We start from the raw sequence: 26,484 nt of genomic DNA, 5'->3' as shown, positions 1-26,484 counted from the left end.
GTAACATCTTCTCAGTTTCCCGTAAAAAAAGCTGCCCGCATTTACGGACAGCTTTTTTGGCGTTATTTACAGTTTTCTCCTTTTTTGTCAGATTCCCTCATACCGTGCGATCTGGGAATAGATGTAGGAATTGTAGGTAAGTCCTGGTTCGTATCTTCTGTACAGGAACATAAGCTCGCTGGACTGTTTGCTGTCAACAGCTTTGGATACATACTCAACCTGCTGACGCAGAGATGCGAAGTATGCCTTTGCTGCTGTTGCAAAATATTTTCTGTTTGTATTATCATTCTGGCCGTTTGCCAGTTTTATTCGCAGATTTTCCATCTGGGACTGAAGATATCTTGTATTACAGATAGTGATCCATGCCTTATTGTAAGCTGAGATCGATGGCTGGATTCCGCTGAATGCCTTGCCCACCAGTTTAAATCCCCATTTTGCTACAAGGGTATAGCTGGAAGCACCCAGCTTCTGCCCCTTCCATACAGTATTTACGATACCTTTTGTTATAAGATCATTGGTAAGGTCTGCTGTTTCACTCAGAATATCATCTGCTATATAATCCACCGCCATACTGTAGATATCCTTACTGTACCACTGTTCCAGCTTATTCAGTCCTGTATAAAGACCACTGTCTGTCGGAACCAGATGCATCAGCTGTACGATCTGATCATATTCTACATGCAGGACCAGCATCCAGGAGATCACAAAGTCATAAAGGTCTAATCCCTTTCCAATTGCTTTGTTCGCTTTTTCGATCTTGCCCCAGTTATCCGTAAACAGTTTAAATGCATTATTCAGTTTGCTGGCATCTACCGCTCCATTTAAAAACTTTGAGGAAACTGTCCGGGCAAACTGATAACGGGTTCTCCCGTCCAGTTTAAAGCTTTCACGGATATTCTTGGCTTCACCGAAAAATCCATTTATTACTTTCAACAGATCTGCCAGCGAATCATATCTTCTGTTCCAGTCCTCTTCCTGCATACTCTGAAGAAGTTCTCTGGCCATCTCCATGTTAAGCTTATCTTCACTGTAGCTTACACCGGTAAAATGTTCAAATATGGCTTTTACATTCGGTGTGCCTGCTTCCAGCTGGCTGATCAGTGCTGCTGCCATATCATCAAATTTACTTTTTGATGCCATTGCAGTATAGGATTCACTCTGCAATTCTTTTGCAACCTTGCTGATCTCTGCATTTCCAAGGTAATCTGCATGATCTGTAAGGAATTCTTCTTCTGACATCTTCACGAAACTTGAAAGGAAGTTTTCTCCGTAAACATAGGAGGTAAGGCTTGCGTTTTTAAGTTTTTCATTGCCTGCGCCCCAGGAAATGGACTGAGTCCATCCTCTTTTGATTCCGGCATAAGCTGCTTCCGCAAGGCTTTCGCAGCCCTGGAAAGCATTTTTTCCGATTCTGGTCACATAACCGAAAACGTGTACCTTGCCGATAGCCCGGCAGTTTTCAAAAGCAGAATCTCCGATAGTCTCCAGATTTAACGGAAGATACAGCGCTCCCCCCATTGTGGTACATCCGGAGAAAGTATTTGCTTCAATGATAGTAAGCTCGTAAGGAAGCCTGATCATGGTAAGTGCAGAACAGTTCATAAACGCTGCGGCTCCAATGGATGTAACCGTTTCCGGTAATTCGATATTTTTAAGTTTTTTACAGTTCTTAAAGGCATTTGCGCCGATCTTCTTAAGTGCAGAAGAATTGCTGACCTCACTGAGGCTGCTACAGCCCTCAAATGCACTGGCTCCAATGGTATTTACGCTGGAAGGAATGCTTACGGACGTTATCGTCGTATTGTTCTTAAACAGTCCCGCCCCCAGTGCTGTTACTTTTCTTGCAGAGGAAGCTATGCTCAGGCTTGACGGAATACCGACCTTGGAATTCTTTCCATAATATCTTACCAGGGTTATGGTTCCGTTATTGTTCTGTTCATAAGCCCATTCCTTGCCGTAAACGGCAAAACCGTTCACCTCCACCGTAATGGTTTTGGTTGTCTTTGGGTAAACATGATGCTTACTCTCTTTTGCGGTGAGCCTGATGGTGATCTTTCCTCTACCCTTTGCCGTAAGCTTGTCTCCGCCGGTGATCCATGCTTCTCCATTTAATCCGGATGCATTCACGCTGCAGGTAACTGCCGCCTCATCCAGTGCCTTGACTCTTAATGGCTTCGCCAGAAGTTCGCCGGAGGTAACATAGGTATTGGCTTTTGTACCTTTTTTCATTCCGTCCGGATTTAAGGTAATGTTCTGTTTTCCCTGAAGAACCGCAAGAGCCTTTTTGGATACTGCCTTGTAATGCTTTGTGGCGCCTACATTTACGGTAATATAAGAATATCCCGTCTTCTGAAGTGTCGCCTTACTTCCGTTTAGCTTTGCAACGGAAGAATTGCTGCTCTTAAAGGTGATCTTCGGTTTATCTGCCTTACCTCCGTTGATCTTTGTGGAAATGGTGAACGTTTTTCCTTTATTGCCGGCTCCTTTGATCACATTGGATACCTTCAGTGTACGTGCAGCCTTATTGATCTTGAAATTTTTCTTTACAGATTTTGATCCTGCAAAAGCACCCGATCCCTTAATAGTCACACTTCCGGTTCCCGGCTCTTTGCTTTTGGTCGATGCCTTATAATCCTTACCGGATTTTAAGGTTATACCGTTAAATTTTACCGTTACCTTTGGAAGGGATGCCTTTCCGTTCCAGGTACGGCTTCCAACGGTGATCTTTGCCTTGGTCAGATCTGCTTTTGCCCAGTGTGCGTATAATGTCAAATCCTCGGGCAGAAGTAATAAAGACTTGGAAGTGATCTTCGTGCCGCCTTTTCCTGCTCTGGTATACCATCCCAGGAAATAATATCCCTTATAGACAGGTACCGGAAGGGTTCCGAATGCCTCTCCCTTTTTCAGGAGCTTTGTCTTCTGTTTCTCCGACAGCACTGCTTTTTTCGCATTTTTGTTGAATGTGATCTTAAAGTTTAATTTTTCTGTGGTTCCTACGGAAACAAACTTGAATGAGTGGTCCTTTGCGTAGCTTTCTGCATAGGATCCTGTATATCCGTAAATGGCAAAATTTTCTGATACGCCATCAAAAAGGCTATCATTCAGCTTTGTAACCCCGGAAGGGATCGTAGCATTCTTCAGGGAACTGCACTCCGCAAAAATATTGGAGCCTGTTCCATTTGCAATATTCCGGGAAGGAAATGTGATCTTCTCCAGTGCCGTGCATGCTTTAAAGACCTCAGATCCCATATAGACCAGCGATTCCGGAAGCTGGATTTCCTTCAGCGCACTGCATTTCAGAAATGCATCATTGTCGATCTGTGTTACGTTCTTTGGAATATTCACCTTTGTAAGCCCTGTACAGCCGCTGAAGGCATAGGACTCAATTTTTTTCACTGTATCCGGGATCTCTACGGTTTCAAGGCCTTTACAGTTCTCAAAAATGCTGTAGGGAACATTATCGATTCCCTTTGCGAATGTAACCTTTTTAAGATTGGAACAATCTACAAAAGGTCCTGCTTCCCGGTAAGCAGTATCAACACCTGCCGGCACATTGATCTCGTTAAGGCCTGTACAGCCTCCAAAGGCACTTCCTCCAAGAAATTCCAGTCCTTCCGGAAATACGATCCTGTCAATATTTTTACAGCCATAGAACGCAGAACCATTGATGACTTTCAGGGATGCCGGAAGTTCACTTCTGCTCAGCTTCAGATCCGTACAGTTCCAGAATGCATCTGCATCGATAGATTCCAGGTTTTTGGGCAGTGTGATCTCTTTAAGATATCCGCAGTTACAGAATGCCCGATAGCCGATTTTTTTTACGGAATCCGGCAGAACCACTTCCTCCAGCATGAGCATTGACCCCGGTGAATAAAAAATACCTCTCGGGATTTCTTCCATTCCCTGCTCAAATGTAACCTTCTTAAGTGTCGTCAGACCTGCAAACGGTCCTCCCCATGCTCTGTTGGCTGCGGTATAATCCTCTGTTTTCATCTGTGGCGGAATATTGATTTCTGTAAGACTGGTTTCGCTGAACGCACTGCCTCTTAAAACCTTCAGTGTGGAAGGCAGCTGGATCTTGCTCAGACTTTTACAGTTATTAAAGGCTCCTGCTTCGATAGACTCAAGCTTTGCGGAAAGATGGACATCTTTCAGATTGACGCAGCTGTTAAACGCATTTTTTTCGATATTTGTCACACTGTCCGGTATATTGATACTGAGAAGCCCGGTACAGCTTAAAAAGAATCCCTTGGGGATCGAGGTAATGCCTTCTCCGAAGGTTACATTCCGCAGTGCGCTGCATCGTGCAAATACGCCTGCATAGGCCGGACTTTCCCCGATGGCTCCATCCGCCTTTACAGATGCCGGTATATGAACAGAATTCAGTGCCGTACAGCCCTGAAAAACACCGGCACAGATGGTAACTCCATTATCCGGAAGTGAAATACTGCGAACAGAAGTACAGCCGCTGAAGGCTTCCCTTTCCACTCTCTTCACCGTTGACGGAATGACCACCTCAGTCATGTTAATGCAGTTCGCATAGGCTCCTCCTGCGATCTCCGTAACCGGATAGCCTGCGATACTTGAAGGGATCTTTCCGTCTGTCTGCTGACAGCGGTCCTCCCCGGTCTTTTTCCCGTCTTTGTCAAAATGCTGATCATAGACCACTGAAAGGATCGTTACTTCCCCATTGGATACCTTATAGTTAAGTCCGTTCCAGACGCCTGTGGTACCTGCGCCGGCTTCTTCTGTCTGGCCATCCTCAAAAGCAGATTCCTGTTCTCCGTCAGCCGGCTCTGGCAGAAGCTCCTGTGTTTCTTCCTCCTCTGTCATTTCCTCTGATGGCTGAATTTCTTCCGCTTCACCAGTGTCCGTGTTTTCGTCGGAAAGGATATCTTCCTGTACCTCCTCTTCTCCGGCTTCTTCTGTGTCTGCTTCCGGTTCTTCTTCAATTTCTTCTGTTTCCGGTTTCTCTTCCGTGTACAGAGAGTTTTCTTCACCGGAAGTAAACTCTGCCGCATTTGCCAGCCACGGTGTATACACACTTGTTGCCAGCATTGTCACTGTCAGAAGCAGTGCCAGTTTTCTCTTCATCTTACTCTCCTCCTTTTTCTTTTTCATAAATATTTATGGGAATGGTTTATTCCCGTTCAAAGACGACTTTGCCGCCAAGAACTGTCATATCCACCTTCACCGTCTTGATCTCATCGGGATCAATGGAATAAATATCTTTCTCAAGAACTACAAGATCCGCGTTTTTCCCGGTTTCAATCGTTCCGTTCTCCTTCTCTGTATAGGAAGCGTAAGCTGCGTTTTTTGTAAAAAGCTTCACCGCCTCATCTACAGACATTTTTTCGGATGGGATCCAGCCTTCCTGTGGCTGACCGCTGATATTTTTGCGGGTGACTGCAAAATAAATATTCTCCATGGCATCAAAGCTTACCACAGGAGCATCCGAACCGCCGGACGTATGGATTCCCATATCCAGCATGCTCTTCCATGCATACACCTTATCCATACGGTGTGCGCCGATGGCAGGTTCCACTGTGTTCATATCCAGATCGATAAATACCGGCTGGATATATGCCAGAAGATCCTGGTCTTTCATCCCCTGCAAAATACGCGGATTGGTGATCTGGCAATGTACGATACCATGTCTGCCCTTTTTATTATTCTTCCGGTAAGGAGATTTCGCAGTTGCCTCAATGACCATATCCATGGCACGATCGCCGATACAGTGTACCGCTGCCTGCATCTGATGCTGGTCAAAAAAAGCAAACAGATCGTCAAGCTCCTCCTGACTGAATGTGATGATCCCGGTATTTCCCGGCGAATCCTCGTAAGGCTCATTCATGGCCGCTGTTCTTGCACCAAGGGAACCATCCTGGATCAGCTTCATTGGTCCGACAGTAAAGTGATCCCCCCTCTGTCCGGTACGATATCCTTCCTCAATAAAAGCCTTCGCATCCTCCGCCCGCTCAAAAAGGCACTGCTCATAATGGCGGATACTCAGCTCTCCTCTGGCATCCAGTGCCTTGTAGGAGGCCATGATCCGACGCCAGTTTTTCCCCGGAAGTGAGGCAAGATCATCGGACTGTACACCTGTAAATCCACATTCATTCAGCTTCTTCGCACTGTATTTGATGTAGCCTTCCACTTCTTCCTGGGATGGTGCTTCCAATACGGAAGAATAAAACTGTACTGCATTTTCCTTCAGAAGTCCGGTATCCAGATCAACTTCCTTCTCAATCTCTGGGAACTCCGGGATTTTTTTCAGAAGCTCCAGACCGCAGCTGTTGCACACAGCCACATGCCCGCAGACACGCACCATAATGATGGGGATTTCCGTTGAGAGCGCATCCAGCTCATCCTTGTGCGGATAGCGTGGCTTATCAAAATGCTCCTCATTCCAGCCTCTGCAGTAGAGCCAGGTCAGCTTCTGACCTTTGCTCTCCTCCAGTCTTTTTTTTGCTGCGGCAAGCATTTCCTCAACACTTGTACAGTCAAACAGTTTTACAGATCTTTCCACAAATGCATAATGCAGCATATGCATATGTGTATCCACAAAACCGGGCAGCATCAGCCTTCCCTTAAGGTCGATCCGCTTTTTGCAGGAAAAAGCTTCCGCTTCTTTATCAGTTCCCACAAAAACGAACCGGCCATTTTCGATTCCCACAGCCTCTGCCACTTTTTCACTGTCATCCAGTGTTCTTATACATCCGTTAAAAAAAATTGTATCCACTGTTTATTTTTCCTCTTTTTCTTTTTTATCCTCGTAGAAAAGTGCCATATCCTTGTCTACCTTTCCGATTCCCATGTAACGCGCCTTGTAATCCTTCAGCAGTTTAAAGAAAGTACCACTTAAGATAAATAATGTGGCAACATTTACAAATGTAGGGAATACGGTTGTAAAGTCTGCAATTACCCACAGCTGCGCCGGTGTTCCGTTTCCGTAAAGAGTAAGCACTGTGACCAGAAGACCCCATAATGGTGTTCCAAGGATAAAAACCTTCTCTGCGATCTTCAGAACCTTCTGATTATTTTTCAGCCAGTGCTTCAGGATCACGCTGTAGTAGGTGAACCATCCAGTTGATGTTGTTAATCCAAAAAGAAAAATACTGATCGCGATCAGTGCTCTCGCAATGGAGCCCATTCCAGACTCAAATGCTGTCAGTGTCAGCTCTGATCCCTGAAGTCCTGAATTCCAGTAGCCGGTGATGATAACAACAAGACCTGTCATGGAGCAGACTACGATGGTGTCTGCAAATACCTCAAATGCTCCCATCAGTCCCTGTTTTACAGGATGGTCTGTCTTTGCGGAAGCATGGATCATAGGAGATGTTCCCCAGCCTGCCTCGTTGCTGTATACGGAACGGGCAAAGCCAAGACGCATTGCTGTTGCAACACCGGCTCCCATAAATCCGCCGACTGCCGCCTGTGTTGTAAATGCACCCTTGAAGATCAGTCCAAAGGTTTCCGGCAGCTTGTCAAAATTCACTACCAGTATTGCGAGAGAGCCTACAATGTAAAGCATGCACATGATCGGTGTCATATAGGAAGAGATCACGCCGACTTTCTTTACACCGCCGATGATGATCAGATAGATCGCTGCCACATACAAAAGTGACGGTACGATGTACGGCAAGTGGAAGGTACTTCCGACAGCCTCTGATACTGTATAATTCTGCAAAGTAATGAACCATGTCATGAAAATACAGCCGCCGAACAGTACTGCAAAAAGTTTCCAGAAGGGAAGCTTTTTCTCTCCGCCAAGCCCCTTCTGCATGTAGTAGGTCGGGCCTCCCTGGTACTCACCGTTTGGCTGTTTCTCTCTGTAGTATACAGCAAGTGTTACCTCTGCCATCTTGATGACCATGGCAAGAAGCGCTGCGATCCAGAGCCAGAATAATGCCCCAGGTCCTCCTGTTGCAATAGCCGTTGCAACACCGGACATATTGGATACACCAACAGTACCTCCGATCGCAATTGAAATAGCCTGGAACGGTGTCAGGCTCTTTCCGTCATCTCCGCCTTCCTGGCGACGTTCTTTACTGAACATGTTTTTCACAATGTAACCAAAATGGCGAAACTGGAAGAAACCGGAACGTACTGTCAGATATACGCCTGTAGCGAGGATCGTGATCAGCAGCGGCAGTCCCCAGAGCCAGTTGGTCAGATTTTCAAATAATTCAAACATCTTTTCCTCTCCTGTCCTTCTTATTTTTTGTCTTTTGCATCCACTCGGAAAATCTGTGTATAGAATATAAAAAATCCCCGGAACATGAAGGCAGATACGGATACCCGGTGTTCCCGACATACAGCTCTTCTGCCATATATCTGCGAGCCCCGTTTCTATCCTCTTTATCCTTCATGCTCTGGGGATCTTACATTTCAGCCCACGAATCTTCCAAACGATGACAGTATATCACAGTTCCGGAGGAATTTCTACTTTTTCTGTTTGAATTTTGTATTTTTATTCATTTTTCGTGAATATTACTATTTTACCGTATGGATTCCGGATACTCCACCCCTTCCGGCATGGAATCCCATTCGTTAAGGCCAAGGCTCTGCTTGAATTTCGCCTGTTCAAGCGTAAGCTTCGGGAGATCATCCTGCAGATAATCCATCAGCTCGCTGATGCCTTCCCTGGTCTTGTTATTTACCATAAAGATCCTCTCACAGCCCATGTTCTCCATCCACTGTCTGACCATGGGAATGTTGGCATGGGGAGAATCCACCTTGGTGATGATCCCGATCAGCGGCCGTAGTAGAAAATTCCTGCTGCCGTCACTAAACAGGTTAAAGGGCTCATTGGCTGCCTGTACAATGGCGATCACATCCGCCTCAAAGGAAAAGCAGGCCAGTCCTACGCTGAAATGCTTGGATTCCGCATATTCTCCCGGTGAATCAATAGTATCTTCATTTGTATTGGTATACTGAGTCTTATGATAATGAAGCTCTTCCCCTTTAAGCGCCTGTGTCAGGGATGTTTTGCCGGCTTCACTTCGACCCATCAGAAAAATTTTTTTCATTTTTTATCCCGTCCTGCCTCAGCTTCTGTGGATCTTACAAACATCGAATTTCAATGTCTCATGGAAAAATCGTACCACTTCCTCCACAGCTGTCATCACTTCCGTAAAACCGCCTGTCAGGATCAGCGTCCCGCAGAAACGATCCATAAATCCTACTTCCACATGAGCTGCCTTCACTGCAACATCTGCCGCAACCACGATTGCCTCCCAGGGTGTGACACGGACCATGCCGATGGCATCTCCTCTGTGATCTTCACCTTCATGAACACCGATATGTAACGCAAGATTCTCATATATCGATCTGTCATTTGGTGTAAAAACATGTGCAAAGGAAAGCTCCTTTCCAGGTACTCTCACCCGGGTCAGCCGAAGTCTTCTTCCCTTAAGGTTCTCATAATCATCATGAAACAGCCTCTCCAGCAGTTCTTCCTTTGTTATCCGTTCTTCCATGGTACACTTCCTTATCTCTTGGTGATATTGCATACTACATATCCCAGAGTATCACGGAAATAATCCACGATCTCCTCCATTGCAGTCTGCACATCGGAAATCTCTCCTGTTATGATCAGTGTTCCTGTAAAACGGTCTGCAAATCCAAGATACACATTACCGCTCTTCACAGCAATATCGGATGCGATCACAGCAGACTCGGAAGGTGTCATGTTCATGATACCAATTGCAGATGATCCATAGTCCACCTGCGGATTCAGTCCAAGCTTCTGATATATGATAGGTGCCGGACCACCCATGATATGGGCAAATGTGATCTCCTTACCGGCTACGGTTTCCTGTACGATTCTGATCTGATCTCTATGTTCATCCGCCATTGATGATTCCTCGCTTTCAAAATTTTATATTATTCTCGATCTGATAATATTGGATAATTTTATAAGCCGGATTTCATTCATCCGGCTTACAGCTTCCTAAAGTCAAGCAGATCTTTGAAATCCGCTCTGCTACCTGCTCATGGTCAAAAAACCGTCTGGCAGTTCATCTGATTTAATTTTACTATTTACCAATTTTAATGTCAAGACAATTCTTCGAAAATAAGTCAAAAAACAACGTTTTTAAAAATAGAAATCCACAAAAAACAACATTTATTTTCAAATCCTCGCGGAAAACCAGTCAGAAATCTGCTCAGAACTCAAACACCTTCTTAATACTGTCATAATGTAGGAATTTTCCCTCTGCGGCAAACGCCCGGATCTGCTCCAGGGTTGCAAACATATATCCGTCTGTCTCTTCCATCTGAAGCTTCAGATCCTTATCCTCCACATCCATGACAAAACGGTACACATCCACAAAGTAATTATCTCCTTCCCCCGGGTTCTCTCTTTTATATGTAAAAAGGTATCCGCCCTCTGCCTCACTGGCGTCCAGTCCGGTCTCCTCTTTCACCTCACGGAGTACTGCATCACGGGAAGCCTCTCCTGCCTGGGCTGCACCGCCGGAAACCTCCCACCAGCCCGGAGCCCAGGCCTTTGTCATCACACGTTTGGTAATAAGAAAGGTCTTGTCCGGTCTTGCTACCACGCCCAAAACTGTCAGATGATACTCTCCATCCTTTAAACACCAGTCATTGCGCTTCATAGTTCGTCCTGTCGGTTTCTTATCTGCATCGTAAATATCCCAGAATTCCATTTTATCTATCTCCTGTCTTTTTACAGAACGCGGAAATACAGTCTTACATTTGATCCGTTTCATCCTGCCCGTTTCTCCGTTTTCTGTATCTTTTTTATTTGTTATGATAACACGTTAAAATCATATATGTAAACCCCTGGATCCGATACCATTTTCCAGTTAGCGTTACCGTTCTACATCTGTTTTTTTCACATTATAAACATGCAAGTACCTGCAGCCTGAAAGATGATATACAAAAATTCATAGATTATTTTTATTATATCGCTCGTATTATGAATTAGTTTTATAGATTATTCTGTTATATAATTAACACAAACAAACGATTCTATTTAAAATAACCAGGGAGGTTTTTTTCAGATGAAGAATGATTATCCGCATATTTTTTCCCCATTAACCGTTAAAAATATGACTATCAAGAACCGTATTGTTATGATGCCGATGGGCACCAACTACGGTGAACAGAACGGCGAAATGAGTTTTCTTCATATCAATTATTATGAGCAGCGTGCAAAGGGTGGCACAGGTCTCATCATCGTAGAGAACGCAAGCATCGATTCCCCGCAGGGCTCCAACGGAACCACACAGCTGCGCATCGACCATGACAACTATCTGCCACGTCTTTTCAAATTCTGTGAAAATATTCATAGATACGGAACAAAGATCGCGATCCAGATCAACCATGCCGGAGCTTCCGCTGTTTCTTCCAGGATCAACATGCAGCCGGTTTCCGCATCTGACGTTCCATCCAAAGAAGGCGGCGAGATCCCGCGTCCTCTTTCCAAAGACGAGATTCTTCACATCGTAAAAAAATACGGTGAGGCTGCAAAACGTGCACAGACAGCTGGCTTTGACGCGGTAGAGATCCATGCAGGACACTCCTATCTGATTAGTCAGTTCCTCTCCCCGATCACAAACAAGCGTACCGATGAATTCGGCGGATCTGTTGAGAACCGTACCCGTTTCTGCCGTATGGTCATCGATGAGGTAAGGAAACAGGTAGGACCTTTCTTCCCGATCATGCTCCGTCTCAGTGCGGATGAGCTGATGGAGGGTGGAAATACACTGGAGGATACTCTGGAATACCTGGATTATCTTCAGGAAGAGGTTGATATCTTTGATGTTTCCTGCGGACTTAACGGTTCCATCCAGTACCAGATCGATGCAAATTATCTCCCGGACGGATGGCGTTCCTACATGGCAAAGGCCGTAAGAGAAAAATTCAACAAGCCATGTATCTCCATGGGTAATGTCCGTGACCCGAAGGTTGCTGAGCGTATCCTGGCTGACGGTGATGCAGACCTGATCGGTATGGGCCGTGGTCTGATTGCAGACCCTGCATGGGTAAACAAGGTTGCCACAGGTCATGAGTGTGACCTCCGCAAATGTATCTCCTGTAACGTTGGCTGTGCCGGAAACCGTATCGGTGTAAACCGTCCGATCCGCTGTACTGTAAACCCATCTGTTCTTGAGGGCGATGTATATAAGAAAAAACATGTAAATAAAAACTGCAACGTGGTCGTTATCGGCGGAGGCACTGCCGGACTGGAAGCTGCCTGTACAGCCGCAGAGGTTGGATGCAATACCTTCCTTCTTGAAAAAGGCAATGAGCTTGGCGGACTTGCATCTCTGATCTCAAAGATCCCTGCAAAGAACCGTCTTGCTGATTTCCCGCACTATCTCATGCATCGTGCTGAACAGCTTGATAATCTTTACATCTTCAAAAACACAGAAGGAACACCGGAAAACATCCGCAAGTTCCATCCGAATATCATCGTAAGCTCCACCGGCTCCGCTCCGCTTCTGCCTCCGATTGCAGGACTGAAGGATCGTATTGACAACGAGAACCATAATATTTATTCTATTCTTGGTATGATCAGCCACATTAATGATTTTCCGAAGGATCTGGAAGGCAAAAAGGTTGTTGTTGTAGGCGGCGGTGCTGTAGGTCTTGATGTTGTGGAATTCTTTGCTGACAGAAACGCAGACATCTCTATCGTTGAGATGATGGATCAGATCGGACGTGATCTTGACCCGGTAAGCAAAAATGACACAAAGACCATGATGAAAAAACACAATGTACATCAGCTTACAAAAACTGCTCTCCTTGAGGTTAAGGATTCTTCCTTCCTTGTCAGGGGCGACGGTGAGCCTTATGAGCTTCCATTTGAGTACGGCTTCGTATGTCTCGGAATGAGAGCTCAGGGACAGCTTTACCAGAACCTCACAGAGGAATTTTCTTCTGAGGATGTTGAGATCATGAACATCGGCGACAGCCAGAGAGCAAGACGAATCATTGACGGTACCCAGGAAGGACGCAATATCCTTACCATTCTTGAGCAGAAAGGATACCTTTAATATTTTTCCGCTATACCCTTTCCGGGAACACTTCAATCCTTCTACCGGAAAGTGTATATAGATCTGTTACAGTTCACTCGGTGATCCGTAACATAGATTTTCCACGTCTTCCTCCCCCGCAGCCGTCCGAAGAATGTCCGCAGCTTCTTCAGATCTATGTGGTGGGAGGTTTAAAAAAGACAAATCTTCATCCAGATTTTACCAATGAGAGGAGTTATTACCATGTCAGAAAGAATCACAGGACATACCGAGCTGATTGGTCTTATGGCATATCCGATCCGCCACTCCAGCTCTCCTGCCATGCAGAATGAAGCTTTTGCAAAGCTTGGCTATGATTATGCATATCTTGCATTTGAGGTTGGTGCAGACGAGATCGAGGATGCTGTAAATGCCATCCGTACTCTGAAAATGAGAGGTTCCAACGTTTCCATGCCGAACAAAACTCTGGTAGGCCAGTACCTTGACGAGCTTTCACCGGCAGCAGAAATGTGCGGCGCTGTAAACACCATCGTTAATGATCATGGTCATCTTACAGGCCATATCACAGACGGTATCGGATTTATGGCAGCACTGAAAGACAATAACATCAACGCCATCGGAAAGAAAATGACCATCGTAGGTGCAGGTGGTGCCGCAACTGCTATCGAGATCCAGGCAGCACTTGACGGTGTAGGCGAGATTGTGATCTTCAACCGCAAAGATGAATTCTGGGACCGTGCAGTATCTACGGTAGAAAAGATCAACACCAGAACTTCAAGCCATGCTGTTCTCTATGATCTGGCTGATCTCGACCAGCTGAAAAAAGAAATGGCTGACAGTTATATTTTCGTAAATGCGACAGGTGTTGGAATGAAACCACTGGAAGGTCAGTCCGTTGTTCCGGACAAGTCTTACTTCCGCCCGGAGCTTATCGTTGTTGACGTGCCTTACTCCCCTCTTGAAACTGCTATGCGTTCTATGGCAAAGGAAGTTGGCTGCAAGACAATGAACGGCCTTGGCATGATGCTTTTCCAGGGCTCCGCTGCATTTGAACTGTGGACCGGCGAACCGATGCCGATCGAACATATGAAAGAGATTCTTAACATCAGATACGACGACTAAACTGCTATCTGTTCCTGTCGTATCAGAAAGGACCATTATGAAAACAGTTCAGGTAAGAAATATCACACTCGGAGAGGGAAGACCGAAGATCTGTGTCCCGATCGTGGGACAGACAAAGGATGATATCCTCCTTGAAGCAGGGACCTTCGCAAGGATCCCCGTAGACGTTGTGGAATGGCGTGTTGACTGGTTTGAGGACGTTTTTGACACAGACAAGGTTCTGGATGTGGCAAAAGATCTCCAGACCGTTTTAAAGGACACTCCGATCCTCTTCACCTTCCGTACTGCAAAAGAAGGCGGAGAAAAAGCGATCTCCAACGAAGCTTACAAAGCACTCAACATGGCTGTCGCAAAAAGCGGCTATATAGATCTCATTGATGTAGAAGCCTTCACAGGTGAGGAGATCGTAAAAAGCATGATCCAGGAAGCACACAGCTATGGCGTAAAGGTCATCGCTTCCAACCATGATTTTGACGCAACTCCTGAGAAGGATGAGATCGTGCGCCGTCTTCGCATGATGCAGGACTATGGCGCAGATATCCCGAAAATGGCTGTTATGCCAAGAAACAAACAGGACGTGCTTACACTCTTAAGTGCCACGCTGGAAATGTCCGAGCAGTTCGCCGACCGCCCGATCATTACCATGTCCATGGCAGGTACCGGTGTTGTCAGCCGTCTCGCTGGCGAAACCTTCGGTTCCGCCCTTACCTTCGGTGCAGCTACCAAAGCTTCCGCACCGGGACAGATCAATGTCAACGAGCTTGCACAGGTTCTTGACATTATCCACAAAAGCCTGTGATCCTGTGACCTCCCATAAAAAGGATCTACGGTAGATTTTTGTAACAGAACGCGAATTATAAACCAATTTTTAAACCCAATTGATGTAACAAATTTTTGCAATTTTAATCCCATAATAGCAAATCTATTAAAATAATAATTAAAAACAACAAATCTCATGACAAAAAGAAGAAGTGTGCTGACCCATCCAGCACACTTCTTCTTTTTCTGTTTTTTATATCTTTGTTCTTCCTCTGATCAATTTTTATCCTCGATGGCATTCTCCTCTTTCTTTCTGGGGTCCCAGTTTGAAAGGAAGATATTCAGACCGAAGCCTACAGCCAGGGCCCATGCGGATGCCCATGCAGTTCCCTGAGTTGCAAGCACCGCTGCCATAACACCTGCGATCATCTTGTCACGGTCTGTTCTGCAGTAATCCATACCGATCCTTGCACAGACAAATGCCTGGAACATCAGAGTAATGGAGGAACCGACTCCGAAGATCGGACGGAAGAAGCTTACAACCGGAATGATCAACACACTTAAAAACGTTGCAATACGGAAGGATGCCATACCGCCGATCAGAGACTTCATAGCTTTCTTTCCCTCCTTGTAACGGATGGAAACAGATACTGTCATTCCAACCCATAACGGACCGGAAAGCGGCGGGAACGGGGCAATGACGGAAAGGATCAGGTTCCTGATGCCGCTGACCAGGTTGGAACGGCTGGAATTGAAATCAATGTACTCATCATCTCTGGACTGGCGTGCCTCTGTAACCAGTGTCTCTGTGGTAACAAAATCACCAAATGCGATAACATAGCATACAAGTGCCAGAGGAAGCGCTTTGACAAACATGGAGACCGGCGGGATTCCCACACCAAAGATACTTACCTGTGAGATGATCTCTTTGAACTGCGGGATCTTGATAAAAGTTCCCAGCTCAAGACCAGGCGCATCCAGCTCTCCTACAAGAAGACCTACCACCATGGCGATCAGATACGGGAAAAGGTTTCCATACCTGGCAACAAGATCCAGGAATTTGTTGTTCTTTCTCTTCTCCTGATATTTATCTGAAAAGCTGATCAGGATCAGAAGGCCTACACCGGCAACGATCGCCAGCGGATACTTATGCATGTTGCCGCCCTCTCCCAGCTGTCCTGCCATAACCGTCACCGGCGCAGCAAGAAGGATACCACCCTTAACAGAATTTGGTACTGCATGGACAAATTTATCCGCAAGCTTGGTGATGCCCATAAATATGAACACGAGACCAACCAGCATCTGCAGGGCGATCATTGCCTGGATACGTTCTTTTCCCATAGGGAAGCCTTCCAGGAATACGATCGTCAGCGGAAGGGTCGGTGTGATCCATCCCGGTACAACCGGATCACCAAGTAAGCTGTGTAGCATATACAGCATGGTCTCTATGATCACACAGCTCCATGCCAGCTCATAAGGCAATCCCAGATATTGTTCCAGATAAGGAACCGCCGCCAGTGCCGTAACCCCGAGGATCAGGCCCTGGATAAACTCTACGGACTCAATTTTATAGTGAATAAACGGAAAACGAATCTGAAATGGCCCAAACGGAATGTAGGGCAGTTCGTTTTCTCTTCGCTGTCTTGCTGCACGTGCCATAACGATTCTCCTTTGTCGTTTTTTTGATAATACATATATAGTATCTTTTATTTTGTAAGTTTGTTAATTAACAAACATTTTCAGAAACGGTAAAGTCCAATCCGGGAATTGTTCCCGAATTGGAACTTTGTTTTGCACAGATTCAGTCATCTTTGTCTGTATCCATACAATGATTCACTTTTTTTACTGTAGTCAAACGGATATTCATCCCAAGGGATTTTCTTGATTCAGTCAAGCCTCTTTTCCACGGTTCATCTTAACGAACAGTGCAAGAAGGATTCCTATGAATGTCACTGCCATATTGAGAAGCAGGATCATTCTCGGAGCACTGGTTCCGGCAGTCTTTGTAATGTAGCCGGCCAGTGTCAGAATGGTGTAGTTCGCAACGCTGGATGCGATCATGACCATGGATGTTGCAGTTCCCTTGTTTTCCGGGAAGAACTCCGCAGTTGTGGAAACAGCCAGCTGAAGCACACCGCCTGCGCCTGCAAAACCGATCACAAATCCACCGATAAGACAGATTGTCGGATTCTGGATAAAGTAACACAGTCCCAGCATGATGAAAGAGATCAGCGGATAAATGATCAGGATATTGATCTCCTTCAATCCTTTTTTGATAAATACAGAGGAACACAGGATCGCTGCAAAGGTTCCTACTGCATAAAAGGACTGGATCTTGGAAGGATCACTTAAGTTATAAAGCTTTCCGAGTTCCTGGTTACAGTTCAGCCACAGCATGAATGTAGAAGAGCTTGTAAATCCGATGAGGATTGCTGCAAGAGCTGCAGGAGTGATCTTTAATTTTGCTTTTTCTTTCTTTACTGTACCTGCTGTATTTCTCTCCGGGAATGGCAGGAACAGGATCAGGATTCCATCGATAAAGATCGCAGCACCTGCAACAATAAAGATGGTTCTGTAGGACATATTCGCCGCTGCTACAAATCCGATGAGGAAAGGAAGCAGAAACTGGCTGATACACATGGAGAATTTTGTAAACAGGTTCGCTACAGAAGGATTGTTTACATAAATCTCCATACATGTCGGGCTTACGCAGGTGTCCAGGAAGGAGTTTGCGATACCGCCTACAATGGCAAAGGCGTAGGCAACTCCCATAGACGGAGCAAATGCGATTCCCATAAAGTATGCTGCATAACAGATTACGCCGATGATTCCGCTTAATCTGCGTCCGAATTTGTCGGACAGGGGACCGGAAAACGGAAGAGAGATCAGTCTTCCAAGTCCAAGTGCGGCAATTACAGATACTACCATGCTGACATCCATAGTTCCATCACTTAAAGCCTTTGCTCCCCAGTGAGCCGCAAGCTCCGGCTTGTACTGACCCATGATGGAAGCTCCGATTCCATGGATGAAATATGTAAAATACAGCGCGATAGAAGTAATCACTAAATTTTTCTTACCTGTCTGGCTCATTTTTCTTATTTCCCTTCGTTCTCAGCCTGGAATTTCTGGTACTCATCTGTCGGCATCTCAAGACCTGTGTAAAGCTTGTAAGATGCTGCACCCTGCCACAGAAGCATTCCTTTTCCGCCTACCGCAAGCTTCACGCCTGCTTCTTTTGCTTCTTTTACCATCTTTGTCTCGGCCGGATTGTATACGCAGTCTGCAACAACAAGATCCTTATGGAACATGGATTTGTCAACCAGTGTGATGTCATCATGTGGTTTCATTCCTGCAAGTGTTCCGTTCGCGAGGATATCTGCGTTTGCAATCTCTTCTCTCAGTTTGTCCTGGTCATCAAGGCAATATACGCTTACTTTGCAGTCCGGTACTTCTTTTGCAAGCTTCTCAGCAGTTCCTTTTGCTCTGTCAAGGAATGGATCGTCAGGGTTGAAGATTGCGATGGATGCAGCTCCGTCAAGGGCACACTGTACAGTAAGGGCTGTAGCTGCACCGCCTGCTCCGAGGACTACCATCTTTTTGCCCTTTACATCAACACCGTGCTCTTTCAGGTTGCGGACAAATCCGATACCGTCTGTGATATGTCCAACAAGTTTTCCATCCTCATTTACGATGGTGTTTACAGCGCCGATGATCTTTGCTGCCGGTGAAAGCTCGTCTACACACTGAGCTACTTTGTTCTTGCAAGGCATGGTTACATTGCAGCCTCTCATTTTGAACAGACGCATTGCATCAAGAGCTGCCGGAACCTGATCCTCTTTGATATCAAATGCCATGTAAGCATAGTCCAGGTTATGGTACTGGAAGCTGAAGTTGTACATAGCCGGGGATCCGGAATGTCCTACAGGGCTTCCGATCAGTGCAAGTAAACCAGTTGTTCCTTTAATTCTCTGTTCCATTTCTTTTTACCTCCTGCATTTTCCCCTGTCAGACACCGGATTATTTTTCTCCGATGTCTGTCGGGCCATCTTTTTAATCTTTATACTGTCCGGTTTATCGGATAGTTATTTTCTTTTGTATCAATACGATCAGCGACTGGCAGATCAGATCCTGGAAGCTACCTCATAAGCCTCTTTTGTTGCATCCAGTGCACGTCTTGCACGGATAGCATCTCCGATCACATGTGTCTCAGGTACAAGGTCTTTGATCTTCTCTTCCAGAGGATTGTAGTTGCGGAATCCCATGGAAAGGATCACAGAATCATATCCTCTTGACTCGTGACGTACTCCGTCAGCGGTCTCATATTCTACCCCGTCTTCATAGAATTTGCATACCTTTGCTCCGGTGATCTCCTTGATTCCGTAGTCCTCGAAATCCTTCATCAGATATACTCTGTGCTCGTGGATCACGTCTGCACCTACGGTATCACGGAACTCGATAACAGTTACATCATGCTCCTGCTCGCCTAAAAATGCAGCTGTCTCGCATCCAACCATTCCACCGCCGACAACGAGAACCTTTTTGCCTGCTGCTCTCTTGCCATCCAGAAGGTCAGAGCCGTGGATGATAGCCGGATTGTCGATTCCCTCGATCGGAAGGATCAGAGTCTTGGAACCGGTGGCAATGATCACGCTGTCCGGCTTCTCTTCTTTGATAAGCTCCGGAGTTACCTCACAGTTCATCACGATCTTAACGCCATCCTTCTGACAGCGATGGATGTAGCTGCGGATCATGTTTGTGATGTCACCTTTTCCCGGCGGATATGCAGCAAGTCTCATGTTTCCACCGAGAACATCTCCTGCCTCATAAAGTGTTACCTCATGGCCTCTCTCTTTTGCGATAAATGCAGCGGAAAGTCCTGCAACACCACCACCGATAACCATAACCTTCTTCGGCTCTTCCGCTTTCTCAAGCGGCTCTGCCTCATGACCCAGGAATGGGTTTGTCAGACAGCATACCGGATTTCCTGCATACATGTTTGCAACACAGCCCTGAAGACAGGCGATACAAGGAGTCATATCCTCAAGACGCTCTTCCTGTGCTTTCTTCGGCATAGCCGGATCTGCAAGGCTCTGACGTCCGAATGCTACAAGGTCTGCTCTTCCTTCTTTTACCATCAGTTCTGCGAACTGTGGCTCTGTATAACGTCCAACTGTGATCACCGGGATATTTACCGCACGTTTGATCTCCTCAACCTCTGCTGCAGAGAATCCACCGTGGATAACAGTCGGTGCCCACATAAACTCATCCTTGATATGAACGGCACGGGATACATGGAGTCCGTCCAGTCCGCAGCTTTCCAGATATGCTGCGATTGCTGCACTGTCGTGGATATCAAGTCCTCCCGGAACCTCATCTGCACAGTTGATTCTTGCAAGAACTGCAATCTTTCCCTGTGTTGCTTTTTTAACTTCCTCGATGATCAGACGGGAGAAACGCATACGGTTCTCAAAGCATCCGCCAAACTCATCCACTCTTTTGTTTGTTCTCGGAGAGAGGAAGGTACTTACCAGATAACCGTGTGCCATATGGATCTCAACAGCATCTGCTCCTGCTTCCATAGCTCTTCTTGCTGCCTCACCGTAGCCTTTGATCAGCTCATAAACTTCCTCAGTTGTAAGCTGCTTCGGAATATCACGGCCGCACACTGACGGGATACTGGTTGCTGCTGTGATCGGTGCTCCTGCGTTCTTTGCATTTCCTTCCGGTCCTGCATTCTGAAGCTGGATGGACACCTTTGCTCCTTCTGCATGACATCCGTCGATAACCTTGCGGAAGCTCTCAATCGTAGAGTCGTCATAAAGACATGGTTTACGCGGGCCGCCCTTTGCGCCCTTGTGAACTACAGTAGCCTCGATGGTGATCAGACCAAATCCGCCTTTTGCTCTTTCTCTGTAATATGCAGCGGACTGCTCACTCATTGTTCCGTCTGTGTTTGCAAAGTTATTTCCCATTGGCGGAACAACAAAACGATTCTTTACTGTCATAGGACCGATCTCGATCGGCTGAAACATCGCATTGAATTTCATATGCGTTCTCCTTTCCTTTGAAACAATCTTTTTGTTTCTTTCACGGTAACGCCCTGTCACCGGTATGACGTCGGAAACAGGGGCCCGTCTGAAATATTAGTTTCTTATATTAATTACAGTACTTCCGGCCAAGCCTCTTCCAGTACCTTCTTTGTGTTCTCATATGTATGTTTTGCAGCATACCCGATACCTTTTTCAAGGTTTGCATCGCTGATAACCTCTACGCCGATGGCATTTGGTCTGATGCCTTTTTCTTTGATCATTTTTACGAACGGTACTGTTGTTCCGATTCCTGTTCCAGGAGCAAGACGGTCATGCATGGACTCATCTCTTAAGATCGTTGTTGCATATGGTCTTTCCCATACATCGTTGATCTGGATGGATACGATCTTGTCTGCCGGGATTCCCTCAAGTACGGAAAGCTCGATCGGCTGGTTTGCTCTTACCCAGTGCCATGTATCAAGGATCAGTTTCGCATTCCCGCAGTCAGCAGCTTTTACAACAGCCCAGCCCTTTTTCACATCCGGGATTCCGCTGTATGGCATTGGCTCAACACCGATGATGTATTTGCCTGCTCTGTGGCAAAGCTCACGAAGTTTCTGTGCTGTATACTCTACAGAATAGTTCTCCATCAGTCCGCAGTTGATCTGTTTTACGTTAAATAATTCACACATATGGAAGCAGAGCTGTTCTTTGTATTTCTGCTCATAGGAACGATGCTCCTCTGCCCACTGCACGATGTACTCAACCTCTGTTACCTTCATGTCATATTTATCCAGGATCGCCAAGATATCCTCGTCGAAAAGTCCCTCATTCAGGGCATCTACGTAGGTTTCTGCTCTCAGGCCGATCCCCTCATAGCCAGCCTCTTTGGCAGCTTTTACACGGTCCTCAAATTTGCACTGATCTCCCAGTGTCCAGGAACTGATTGTGATTGGAAATTCTTTTGACATGATAATTCCTCCTGAAAATTTAAATAATTTTATTTGTTTTTTTTAAATTATTTTGTATCTTTTTTCTATAAGCATTATATAACTTTGTTAAATACAAAACAAATTGATTGTACCAGGAGAATCCATAGATTTTGTCAATATATCATGTTATACTATATAAAACATATTCAGCCGTATTGCCGCCGTCACTGCATACGGCCCGGCAAATCTCTTATGTCTGTCAGACTTACCGGGGATCTGTTCGAAGTAAAACATTCAGATAAACTTACGAAAGGAGTATTGAAAAATGAATCTGTATCATCTTCGCTATTTCGTGACACTGGCTCATCTGGAACATTATACAAAAGCTGCGGATGTTCTGGCCATCACACAGCCCAGCCTAAGTCACGCGATCTCTTCTCTGGAGGAAGAGCTTGGAGTGAAATTATTTGAAAAAAACGGACGGAATGTTTCTCTCACCAAATATGGCAAGTCTTTTCTGGAGGATGTGGAACAAACCCTGAACCGGCTGGATTCCTCTGTAAACGGTCTCCAGCTTGCAGGAAAGGGAGAAGGACAGATCGATGTGGCTTTTCTCAGAACTCTGGGTGTTGACTTTATGCCAAAGATCATCCGCAGCTTTCTTAATGCCAATAAGGGAAAACAGATCCATTTCAATCTGTTCTGCGATAAGGTGCTTACCGGCGATATCCTCACCGGACTGAAAGAAAAGAAATACGATATCGGCTTCTGTTCCAAATTTGACGACGAACCACTGATCGAATTTATTCCGGTTGCCAAGCAGGATCTGGTCGTCATCGTTCCGCCGGAACATCCTCTTGCTGAGAAATCCGAGATTCATCTGGAAGAAACGCTTCCATACAAGCAGATCATCTTCAAGAAGAGAAGCGGTCTCCGCCAGATCATTGACCAGTTATTTAAGAGCATCGGTCAGTACCCGGATGTGGCTTTTGAGATCGATGAGGATCAGGTTGCCGCAGGATTTGTTGCCAATGATTTCGGCATCTGCATTGCACCGGATATCCCGATCCTTCACTCTCTGAACCTTAAGATCCTGCCCCTTGTCTCTCCAAGCTGGCAGCGGAATTTCTACATGGCCATGCTGAAGGATGTATACCATCCGCCGGTCGTGGAAGCCTTTAAAAAATTTGTGATCGAGGAAACCTCGAGGGAGATTTTTTATAAGACCAATTAAACGATCTGTTCATCTGCAAATATATGGTCCGGATCTTTTATATCATAAAGGACAGCTGCCCGATCTCCGTTCTGTTTCTGTACGGTTTATCGGACAGCTGTCCCTTTTATATGTAAAACTATTCTGTTTTATGATCAGCAGTTATTTATTTGCCTCTGCCTCACGAAGTCTGTGGATCAGCTCCTCGCAGATCTCAAGCTCACTCTTTCCGTCTGTCTCAACAACTATATCTGCTGCTGCCTCATATTTCGCGCGACGTTTTTCCAACAGATCAGCGATAAATGAAACATTTTTGTTGTTCTCAAGTAAAGGACGGTCATGATTATCCTTTACACGTTCCAGAATAGTTTCCGGCTTTGCAGTCAGAAGTACAACACGGCCATTTTTTTTCATCTCGGTAACATTGCGCTCCCGCATCGGAACACCACCGCCACAGGATACTACAACATTAGATCTGGACTGCATCTCGATCAGAAGATTTGTCTCAAGCTCACGGAAATACTCTTCACCGTAAGTCTCAAAGATATCGGAAATGCTCATTCCCTGTCTCTCCACGATACACTGATCCATCTCCACAACATCCATGGCAAGAACATTCTTCAGATAATCGGAGATCGTAGATTTACCAGCTCCCATAAATCCGATCAGGAAGATATTATAATTGAAAAGATTTCTGGACTGGATCCTTTTACTGTTCTGTGTGATGCTTGCAAAAACATCATTGACCTCTTTCTTATGACGTCTGCCTTCCATTCTGGCTTCCAGCCATCCTTTCTGCTTCGCCTCCTGTTCCGGCTGAAGTACCGGAAGATCGTTAGCTTCCTTGTATACCATGATGTCCTCTACGATCCTGTTTCTCATAAGGAGTGCGTCCAGGATGATCTCATCGCACTGTCCAAGGCTTTCTCTTAATACTTCTAACTGGTTCATAATATCTCCTTTACTTCGTTCATTTTATTACGGATTTCCGTCATCACTTTATCACTTTAAATCAAGTATCTGTCCTTATTATACCAACTGGTCATTTTTATCTCAACCCAAATTTTCATTGAATTTACGCATGTGATCTATAGATTATTTTTATAATTTTTAGGCACGGCAAAGATATCCGACGCCGGACTTCACGCTATGATGGACTGAATTGTTTGCAGTAATTTATGGAATTGCTATAGTATTCACGCCAGGATCTGTGTCAAAAAAATCTCCGCCCTTTTACAGAAGCAGAGATTTTTTACAGAAATTTTATCACCAAGATTCTACTGTATCACTTCATAGATCCGGTAATGCTTGTATATATAATCCCGGAACTGCTCCACAAGCGCACTTGGGTACCGGTTTTTCATCATTCCCATGTATATGTAACGACGGCAGTGCAGATTCTCAATATTTAAGATTTTCACAGGAAGTGTATGGATCACCGGTACATCCGGCACAATGCCTACACCAAATTCCTCCGCCACCATACCTGCCAGTGCACCATCCTCTTCTACCTCAAAGGCCGTCTCCGGTGAAAGTCCTTCCTTTTCGAAAAGCTCCCGGATCACAAAATACAGTCCGCTTGCAGGGGTAAAGGTCACCTGCGGATACTGCCCCAGCTCTTTTATGGTCACTGAATTTCGGTCTGCAAGAGCATGGTTCTCAGGCACTACAGCCACCAGCTTTTCTTCTGACACCGGCACAAAGCTGATCTCCTTCTCGCCCTCTGCCCGGGAACAGAAGATCACGTCGAATTTCTCTTCCTTCAGACCCCGGATCAGACTTCCGGTAGCTGCATTCTGAAAACGGAAATCAATCTTCTTCCCCTCCTGTTCATTAAGGAACCCCCGGACAAGCTCCGGGATAAATCTGCGTCCCTGGGTATGGATATACCCGATGGAAATACTTCCTCCCGGAATCCTTGCCGCTTCCTGTATCCTCTCCACACCAAGATTCAGGATATGTAAGGAGTCCTGCACATATTTCAGAAACATTTCCCCGTATTTGGTCATGGTCACATTTCTTCCGTGACGCTCAAAAAGTGGAACCTGCAGTTCCTTTTCAAGGTTGGAGATCGCATGGCTCAGGCTTGGCTGGGTTATATCCAGCCTCTTGGCTGCTCTGGTATAATTTTCGATCTGGGCAAGAGTCACAAAATATGTGAGCTGATTTAAGTTCATATGTCAAAAAATCCTTTCTTTCCTCCGCGCGAGAGACTTTCAGGCAGGTAAGCTCAGACACCTCGCTGCCTGGTCTGTTTCACACTCCAAGGCTCAGGAGTTCTTTTCCCGCCGCAAGTCTCTCATAAAACTGCTCATAAAAATCCCGCTTCTCATCATAAGGCTTCCTGTAAAACTGGTTCACCACATACATGTTCAGGTTTCGGATCAGATCACTGTCCTCGCTCTCATAGAGAACCGCCTGGACATCCAGAAGAAAATAATGCCAGTCACAGACAAATTTTTCGTAATTTTGAAAATCCGGAGTATCTACCCATTTCCGGACCTTGATCTTACTGCGGCTGGTCTTTTTGCACTCGTGGATCTGAAGGATGTATTTAAAACTCCCGTCCTCATAGTATCTTCCCAGCGGGAACAAACGGCAGAAGCCCGGACGAAAGCTGTGGATGGAGCATCTTCCGTTGCTATTCAGAAATACGCATCGTTCCTCTGCCCCTGTCATCCTAAGATGCGGCAGAATATTTCCGTCTGTGACGCCAAGCTCTATTTTTCCGGCAAGCAGCTGGTCCACACTTAAGTGAAGTCCCTGACTTAACCGCCATACATCCAGCGGATCCAGTACAACAGAATCTCCCATTCCCGTACAGCAGTCAAAACAGCCCTTACAGTCCTGACAGTCTGCCTTTACCATGTCATTTGCCTCGTATAAACGACCGTCGGAAATTTCCTCCAGTGTAACCTCCCGCCGCATCAGACAAGTGCCTCCAGTCCTGTAACTCCCCAGTCCTCAGCCAGGCTTTTCAACCCGTCCAGGATCTCCTCCCTGGAATAATCGTGATCATCCAGGTAATCTACGTCCATATCATTGAGATGCAGATAAAAGGTAAGGGCAAGCTCCAGATAATCTGGATCATCTTCCTCCATGTTCATAAGAAGCTCATTTTCCGCTCCGTTGATATCACCCTCATCAGCAAGTCCGATAACCTTCTTAAAAAGCTGGTCTGCCTCTGTATAATCTGCCTCTGCTGCAGGAAGTGTATACTGCGGCATATCTCCCTTAAGAAGAAGTCTTGTGATCAGTCTTGCGATATCCTGAATATTTCCTGACATTCTGTCATCCTGTAATCCCAAATCGTTTTCCTCTCTTTCTGCTGTCCTGTTCTGCCAGACACATTTCTCCGACCGACGTATCTGCATCCGGTCCTCCGCTCATCCGAACCCCGGATATCTGGACAGGCAATTTAT

Annotated in this window: 21 protein-coding genes; 4 read left to right on the top strand and 17 right to left on the bottom strand. The window is 45.8% G+C overall.

The features are described from left to right. Positions 1-87: 87 nt before the first annotated feature. The 8 genes from BN3261_RS02400 to BN3261_RS02365 all read right to left on the bottom strand — a co-directional run bounded on the left by BN3261_RS02400 (position 88) and on the right by BN3261_RS02365 (position 10,673). Positions 88-5,094, bottom strand: a complete 5,007-nt coding sequence (locus BN3261_RS02400; RefSeq protein ID WP_059085378.1) for a leucine-rich repeat protein — start codon at positions 5,092-5,094, stop codon at positions 88-90. A gap of 46 nt (positions 5,095-5,140) precedes the next feature. Further along, positions 5,141-6,742: an amidohydrolase gene (locus BN3261_RS02395; protein WP_059085377.1), complete on the bottom strand. Its 1,602-nt coding sequence runs from the start codon at positions 6,740-6,742 to the stop codon at positions 5,141-5,143. 3 nt (positions 6,743-6,745) lie between these two features. Next, entirely contained in the window at positions 6,746-8,197 is a 1,452-nt protein-coding gene (locus BN3261_RS02390) for an alanine/glycine:cation symporter family protein (RefSeq protein ID WP_021652308.1), read from the bottom strand. After that, positions 8,190-8,372: a hypothetical protein gene (locus BN3261_RS02385; RefSeq protein ID WP_015527038.1), complete on the bottom strand. Its 183-nt coding sequence runs from the start codon at positions 8,370-8,372 to the stop codon at positions 8,190-8,192. Before BN3261_RS02385 ends, BN3261_RS02390 begins: the two co-directional genes overlap by 8 nt. A 129-nt stretch (positions 8,373-8,501) precedes the next feature. Then, the gene (locus tag BN3261_RS02380; protein ID WP_021652307.1) at positions 8,502-9,032 is read right to left on the bottom strand and encodes a EutP/PduV family microcompartment system protein; all 531 of its coding nucleotides are present in this window, start codon (positions 9,030-9,032) and stop codon (positions 8,502-8,504) included. A gap of 18 nt (positions 9,033-9,050) precedes the next feature. After that, positions 9,051-9,482: a BMC domain-containing protein gene (locus BN3261_RS02375; protein WP_044961969.1), complete on the bottom strand. Its 432-nt coding sequence runs from the start codon at positions 9,480-9,482 to the stop codon at positions 9,051-9,053. A gap of 11 nt (positions 9,483-9,493) precedes the next feature. Further along, entirely contained in the window at positions 9,494-9,859 is a 366-nt protein-coding gene (locus BN3261_RS02370; protein ID WP_015527035.1) for a BMC domain-containing protein, read from the bottom strand. Positions 9,860-10,169: 310 nt separating this feature from the next. Beyond that, the gene (locus tag BN3261_RS02365) at positions 10,170-10,673 is read right to left on the bottom strand and encodes an NUDIX hydrolase (protein ID WP_059086843.1); all 504 of its coding nucleotides are present in this window, start codon (positions 10,671-10,673) and stop codon (positions 10,170-10,172) included. Between the two features lie 357 nt (positions 10,674-11,030). Between BN3261_RS02365 and BN3261_RS02360 the strand changes: the two genes are divergently transcribed. The 3 genes from BN3261_RS02360 (at position 11,031) to aroD (ending at position 14,928) form a co-directional block, all read left to right on the top strand. Continuing rightward, complete coding sequence (locus tag BN3261_RS02360) at positions 11,031-13,028, top strand: oxidoreductase (protein WP_059085376.1); 1,998 nt, start codon at positions 11,031-11,033, stop codon at positions 13,026-13,028. A gap of 222 nt (positions 13,029-13,250) precedes the next feature. After that, positions 13,251-14,129: a shikimate dehydrogenase gene (locus BN3261_RS02355; RefSeq protein ID WP_059085375.1), complete on the top strand. Its 879-nt coding sequence runs from the start codon at positions 13,251-13,253 to the stop codon at positions 14,127-14,129. A gap of 37 nt (positions 14,130-14,166) precedes the next feature. After that, positions 14,167-14,928: a type I 3-dehydroquinate dehydratase gene (aroD, locus tag BN3261_RS02350; RefSeq protein WP_059085374.1), complete on the top strand. Its 762-nt coding sequence runs from the start codon at positions 14,167-14,169 to the stop codon at positions 14,926-14,928. 236 nt (positions 14,929-15,164) lie between these two features. On the opposite strand, the gene BN3261_RS02345 is transcribed toward aroD, so the two are convergent. The 5 genes from BN3261_RS02345 to BN3261_RS02325 all read right to left on the bottom strand — a co-directional run bounded on the left by BN3261_RS02345 (position 15,165) and on the right by BN3261_RS02325 (position 21,888). After that, a complete protein-coding gene (locus BN3261_RS02345) occupies positions 15,165-16,547 on the bottom strand; it encodes a SulP family inorganic anion transporter (RefSeq protein WP_015527029.1) in 1,383 nt (460 codons plus the stop codon). Between the two features lie 231 nt (positions 16,548-16,778). Next, positions 16,779-17,978, bottom strand: a complete 1,200-nt coding sequence (locus BN3261_RS02340; protein WP_021652301.1) for an MFS transporter — start codon at positions 17,976-17,978, stop codon at positions 16,779-16,781. 5 nt (positions 17,979-17,983) lie between these two features. Continuing rightward, the gene (aroE, locus tag BN3261_RS02335) at positions 17,984-18,865 is read right to left on the bottom strand and encodes a shikimate dehydrogenase (RefSeq protein WP_015527027.1); all 882 of its coding nucleotides are present in this window, start codon (positions 18,863-18,865) and stop codon (positions 17,984-17,986) included. A gap of 144 nt (positions 18,866-19,009) precedes the next feature. After that, positions 19,010-20,935, bottom strand: a complete 1,926-nt coding sequence (locus BN3261_RS02330) for an FAD-dependent oxidoreductase (protein WP_021652299.1) — start codon at positions 20,933-20,935, stop codon at positions 19,010-19,012. A gap of 113 nt (positions 20,936-21,048) precedes the next feature. Continuing rightward, on the bottom strand, positions 21,049-21,888 hold the full coding sequence (locus tag BN3261_RS02325) for a sugar phosphate isomerase/epimerase family protein (RefSeq protein WP_059085373.1): 840 nt from the start codon (positions 21,886-21,888) through the stop codon (positions 21,049-21,051). 286 nt (positions 21,889-22,174) lie between these two features. On the opposite strand from BN3261_RS02325, the gene BN3261_RS02320 reads away from it, so the two are divergent. Further along, positions 22,175-23,083: a LysR family transcriptional regulator gene (locus BN3261_RS02320; protein ID WP_021652297.1), complete on the top strand. Its 909-nt coding sequence runs from the start codon at positions 22,175-22,177 to the stop codon at positions 23,081-23,083. Between the two features lie 141 nt (positions 23,084-23,224). Here the strand turns inward: BN3261_RS02320 and BN3261_RS02315 are convergent, their stop codons facing one another. From BN3261_RS02315 to BN3261_RS02300, 4 genes are all read right to left on the bottom strand, one after another. Continuing rightward, on the bottom strand, positions 23,225-24,013 hold the full coding sequence (locus BN3261_RS02315) for a shikimate kinase (RefSeq protein ID WP_021652296.1): 789 nt from the start codon (positions 24,011-24,013) through the stop codon (positions 23,225-23,227). A gap of 326 nt (positions 24,014-24,339) precedes the next feature. Then, complete coding sequence (locus BN3261_RS02310; protein WP_015527022.1) at positions 24,340-25,239, bottom strand: LysR family transcriptional regulator; 900 nt, start codon at positions 25,237-25,239, stop codon at positions 24,340-24,342. Positions 25,240-25,318: 79 nt separating this feature from the next. Next, the gene (locus BN3261_RS02305) at positions 25,319-25,990 is read right to left on the bottom strand and encodes a YkgJ family cysteine cluster protein (RefSeq protein WP_021652295.1); all 672 of its coding nucleotides are present in this window, start codon (positions 25,988-25,990) and stop codon (positions 25,319-25,321) included. Then, positions 25,990-26,436: a DUF6483 family protein gene (locus BN3261_RS02300; RefSeq protein WP_015527020.1), complete on the bottom strand. Its 447-nt coding sequence runs from the start codon at positions 26,434-26,436 to the stop codon at positions 25,990-25,992. Before BN3261_RS02300 ends, BN3261_RS02305 begins: the two co-directional genes overlap by 1 nt. Positions 26,437-26,484: the final 48 nt, after the last annotated feature.

Source organism: Blautia massiliensis (ex Durand et al. 2017), from assembly GCF_001487165.1.
Lineage (GTDB): Bacteria > Bacillota > Clostridia > Lachnospirales > Lachnospiraceae > Blautia_A > Blautia_A fusiformis.
Note: the sequence above shows the minus strand (reverse complement) of the source record. Positions and strands in the feature narration are given on the sequence as shown.

What these genes read in the sequence shown, in the direction of transcription:
- BN3261_RS02315 (WP_021652296.1), bottom strand. Translation starts at nt 24,013, where the DNA reads ATGAACCAGTTAGAAGTATTAAGAGAAAGCCTTGGACAGTGCGATGAG.
- aroD (WP_059085374.1), top strand. Translation starts at nt 14,167, where the DNA reads ATGAAAACAGTTCAGGTAAGAAATATCACACTCGGAGAGGGAAGACCG.
- BN3261_RS02380 (WP_021652307.1), bottom strand. Translation starts at nt 9,032, where the DNA reads ATGAAAAAAATTTTTCTGATGGGTCGAAGTGAAGCCGGCAAAACATCC.
- BN3261_RS02375 (WP_044961969.1), bottom strand. Translation starts at nt 9,482, where the DNA reads ATGGAAGAACGGATAACAAAGGAAGAACTGCTGGAGAGGCTGTTTCAT.
- BN3261_RS02400 (WP_059085378.1), bottom strand. Translation starts at nt 5,094, where the DNA reads ATGAAGAGAAAACTGGCACTGCTTCTGACAGTGACAATGCTGGCAACA.
- BN3261_RS02305 (WP_021652295.1), bottom strand. Translation starts at nt 25,990, where the DNA reads ATGCGGCGGGAGGTTACACTGGAGGAAATTTCCGACGGTCGTTTATAC.
- BN3261_RS02355 (WP_059085375.1), top strand. Translation starts at nt 13,251, where the DNA reads ATGTCAGAAAGAATCACAGGACATACCGAGCTGATTGGTCTTATGGCA.
- BN3261_RS02370 (WP_015527035.1), bottom strand. Translation starts at nt 9,859, where the DNA reads ATGGCGGATGAACATAGAGATCAGATCAGAATCGTACAGGAAACCGTA.
- BN3261_RS02310 (WP_015527022.1), bottom strand. Translation starts at nt 25,239, where the DNA reads ATGAACTTAAATCAGCTCACATATTTTGTGACTCTTGCCCAGATCGAA.
- BN3261_RS02340 (WP_021652301.1), bottom strand. Translation starts at nt 17,978, where the DNA reads ATGAGCCAGACAGGTAAGAAAAATTTAGTGATTACTTCTATCGCGCTG.
- BN3261_RS02320 (WP_021652297.1), top strand. Translation starts at nt 22,175, where the DNA reads ATGAATCTGTATCATCTTCGCTATTTCGTGACACTGGCTCATCTGGAA.
- BN3261_RS02360 (WP_059085376.1), top strand. Translation starts at nt 11,031, where the DNA reads ATGAAGAATGATTATCCGCATATTTTTTCCCCATTAACCGTTAAAAAT.
- BN3261_RS02330 (WP_021652299.1), bottom strand. Translation starts at nt 20,935, where the DNA reads ATGAAATTCAATGCGATGTTTCAGCCGATCGAGATCGGTCCTATGACA.
- BN3261_RS02365 (WP_059086843.1), bottom strand. Translation starts at nt 10,673, where the DNA reads ATGGAATTCTGGGATATTTACGATGCAGATAAGAAACCGACAGGACGA.
- BN3261_RS02345 (WP_015527029.1), bottom strand. Translation starts at nt 16,547, where the DNA reads ATGGCACGTGCAGCAAGACAGCGAAGAGAAAACGAACTGCCCTACATT.
- BN3261_RS02300 (WP_015527020.1), bottom strand. Translation starts at nt 26,436, where the DNA reads ATGCAGATACGTCGGTCGGAGAAATGTGTCTGGCAGAACAGGACAGCA.
- BN3261_RS02390 (WP_021652308.1), bottom strand. Translation starts at nt 8,197, where the DNA reads ATGTTTGAATTATTTGAAAATCTGACCAACTGGCTCTGGGGACTGCCG.
- BN3261_RS02325 (WP_059085373.1), bottom strand. Translation starts at nt 21,888, where the DNA reads ATGTCAAAAGAATTTCCAATCACAATCAGTTCCTGGACACTGGGAGAT.
- aroE (WP_015527027.1), bottom strand. Translation starts at nt 18,865, where the DNA reads ATGGAACAGAGAATTAAAGGAACAACTGGTTTACTTGCACTGATCGGA.
- BN3261_RS02385 (WP_015527038.1), bottom strand. Translation starts at nt 8,372, where the DNA reads ATGAAGGATAAAGAGGATAGAAACGGGGCTCGCAGATATATGGCAGAA.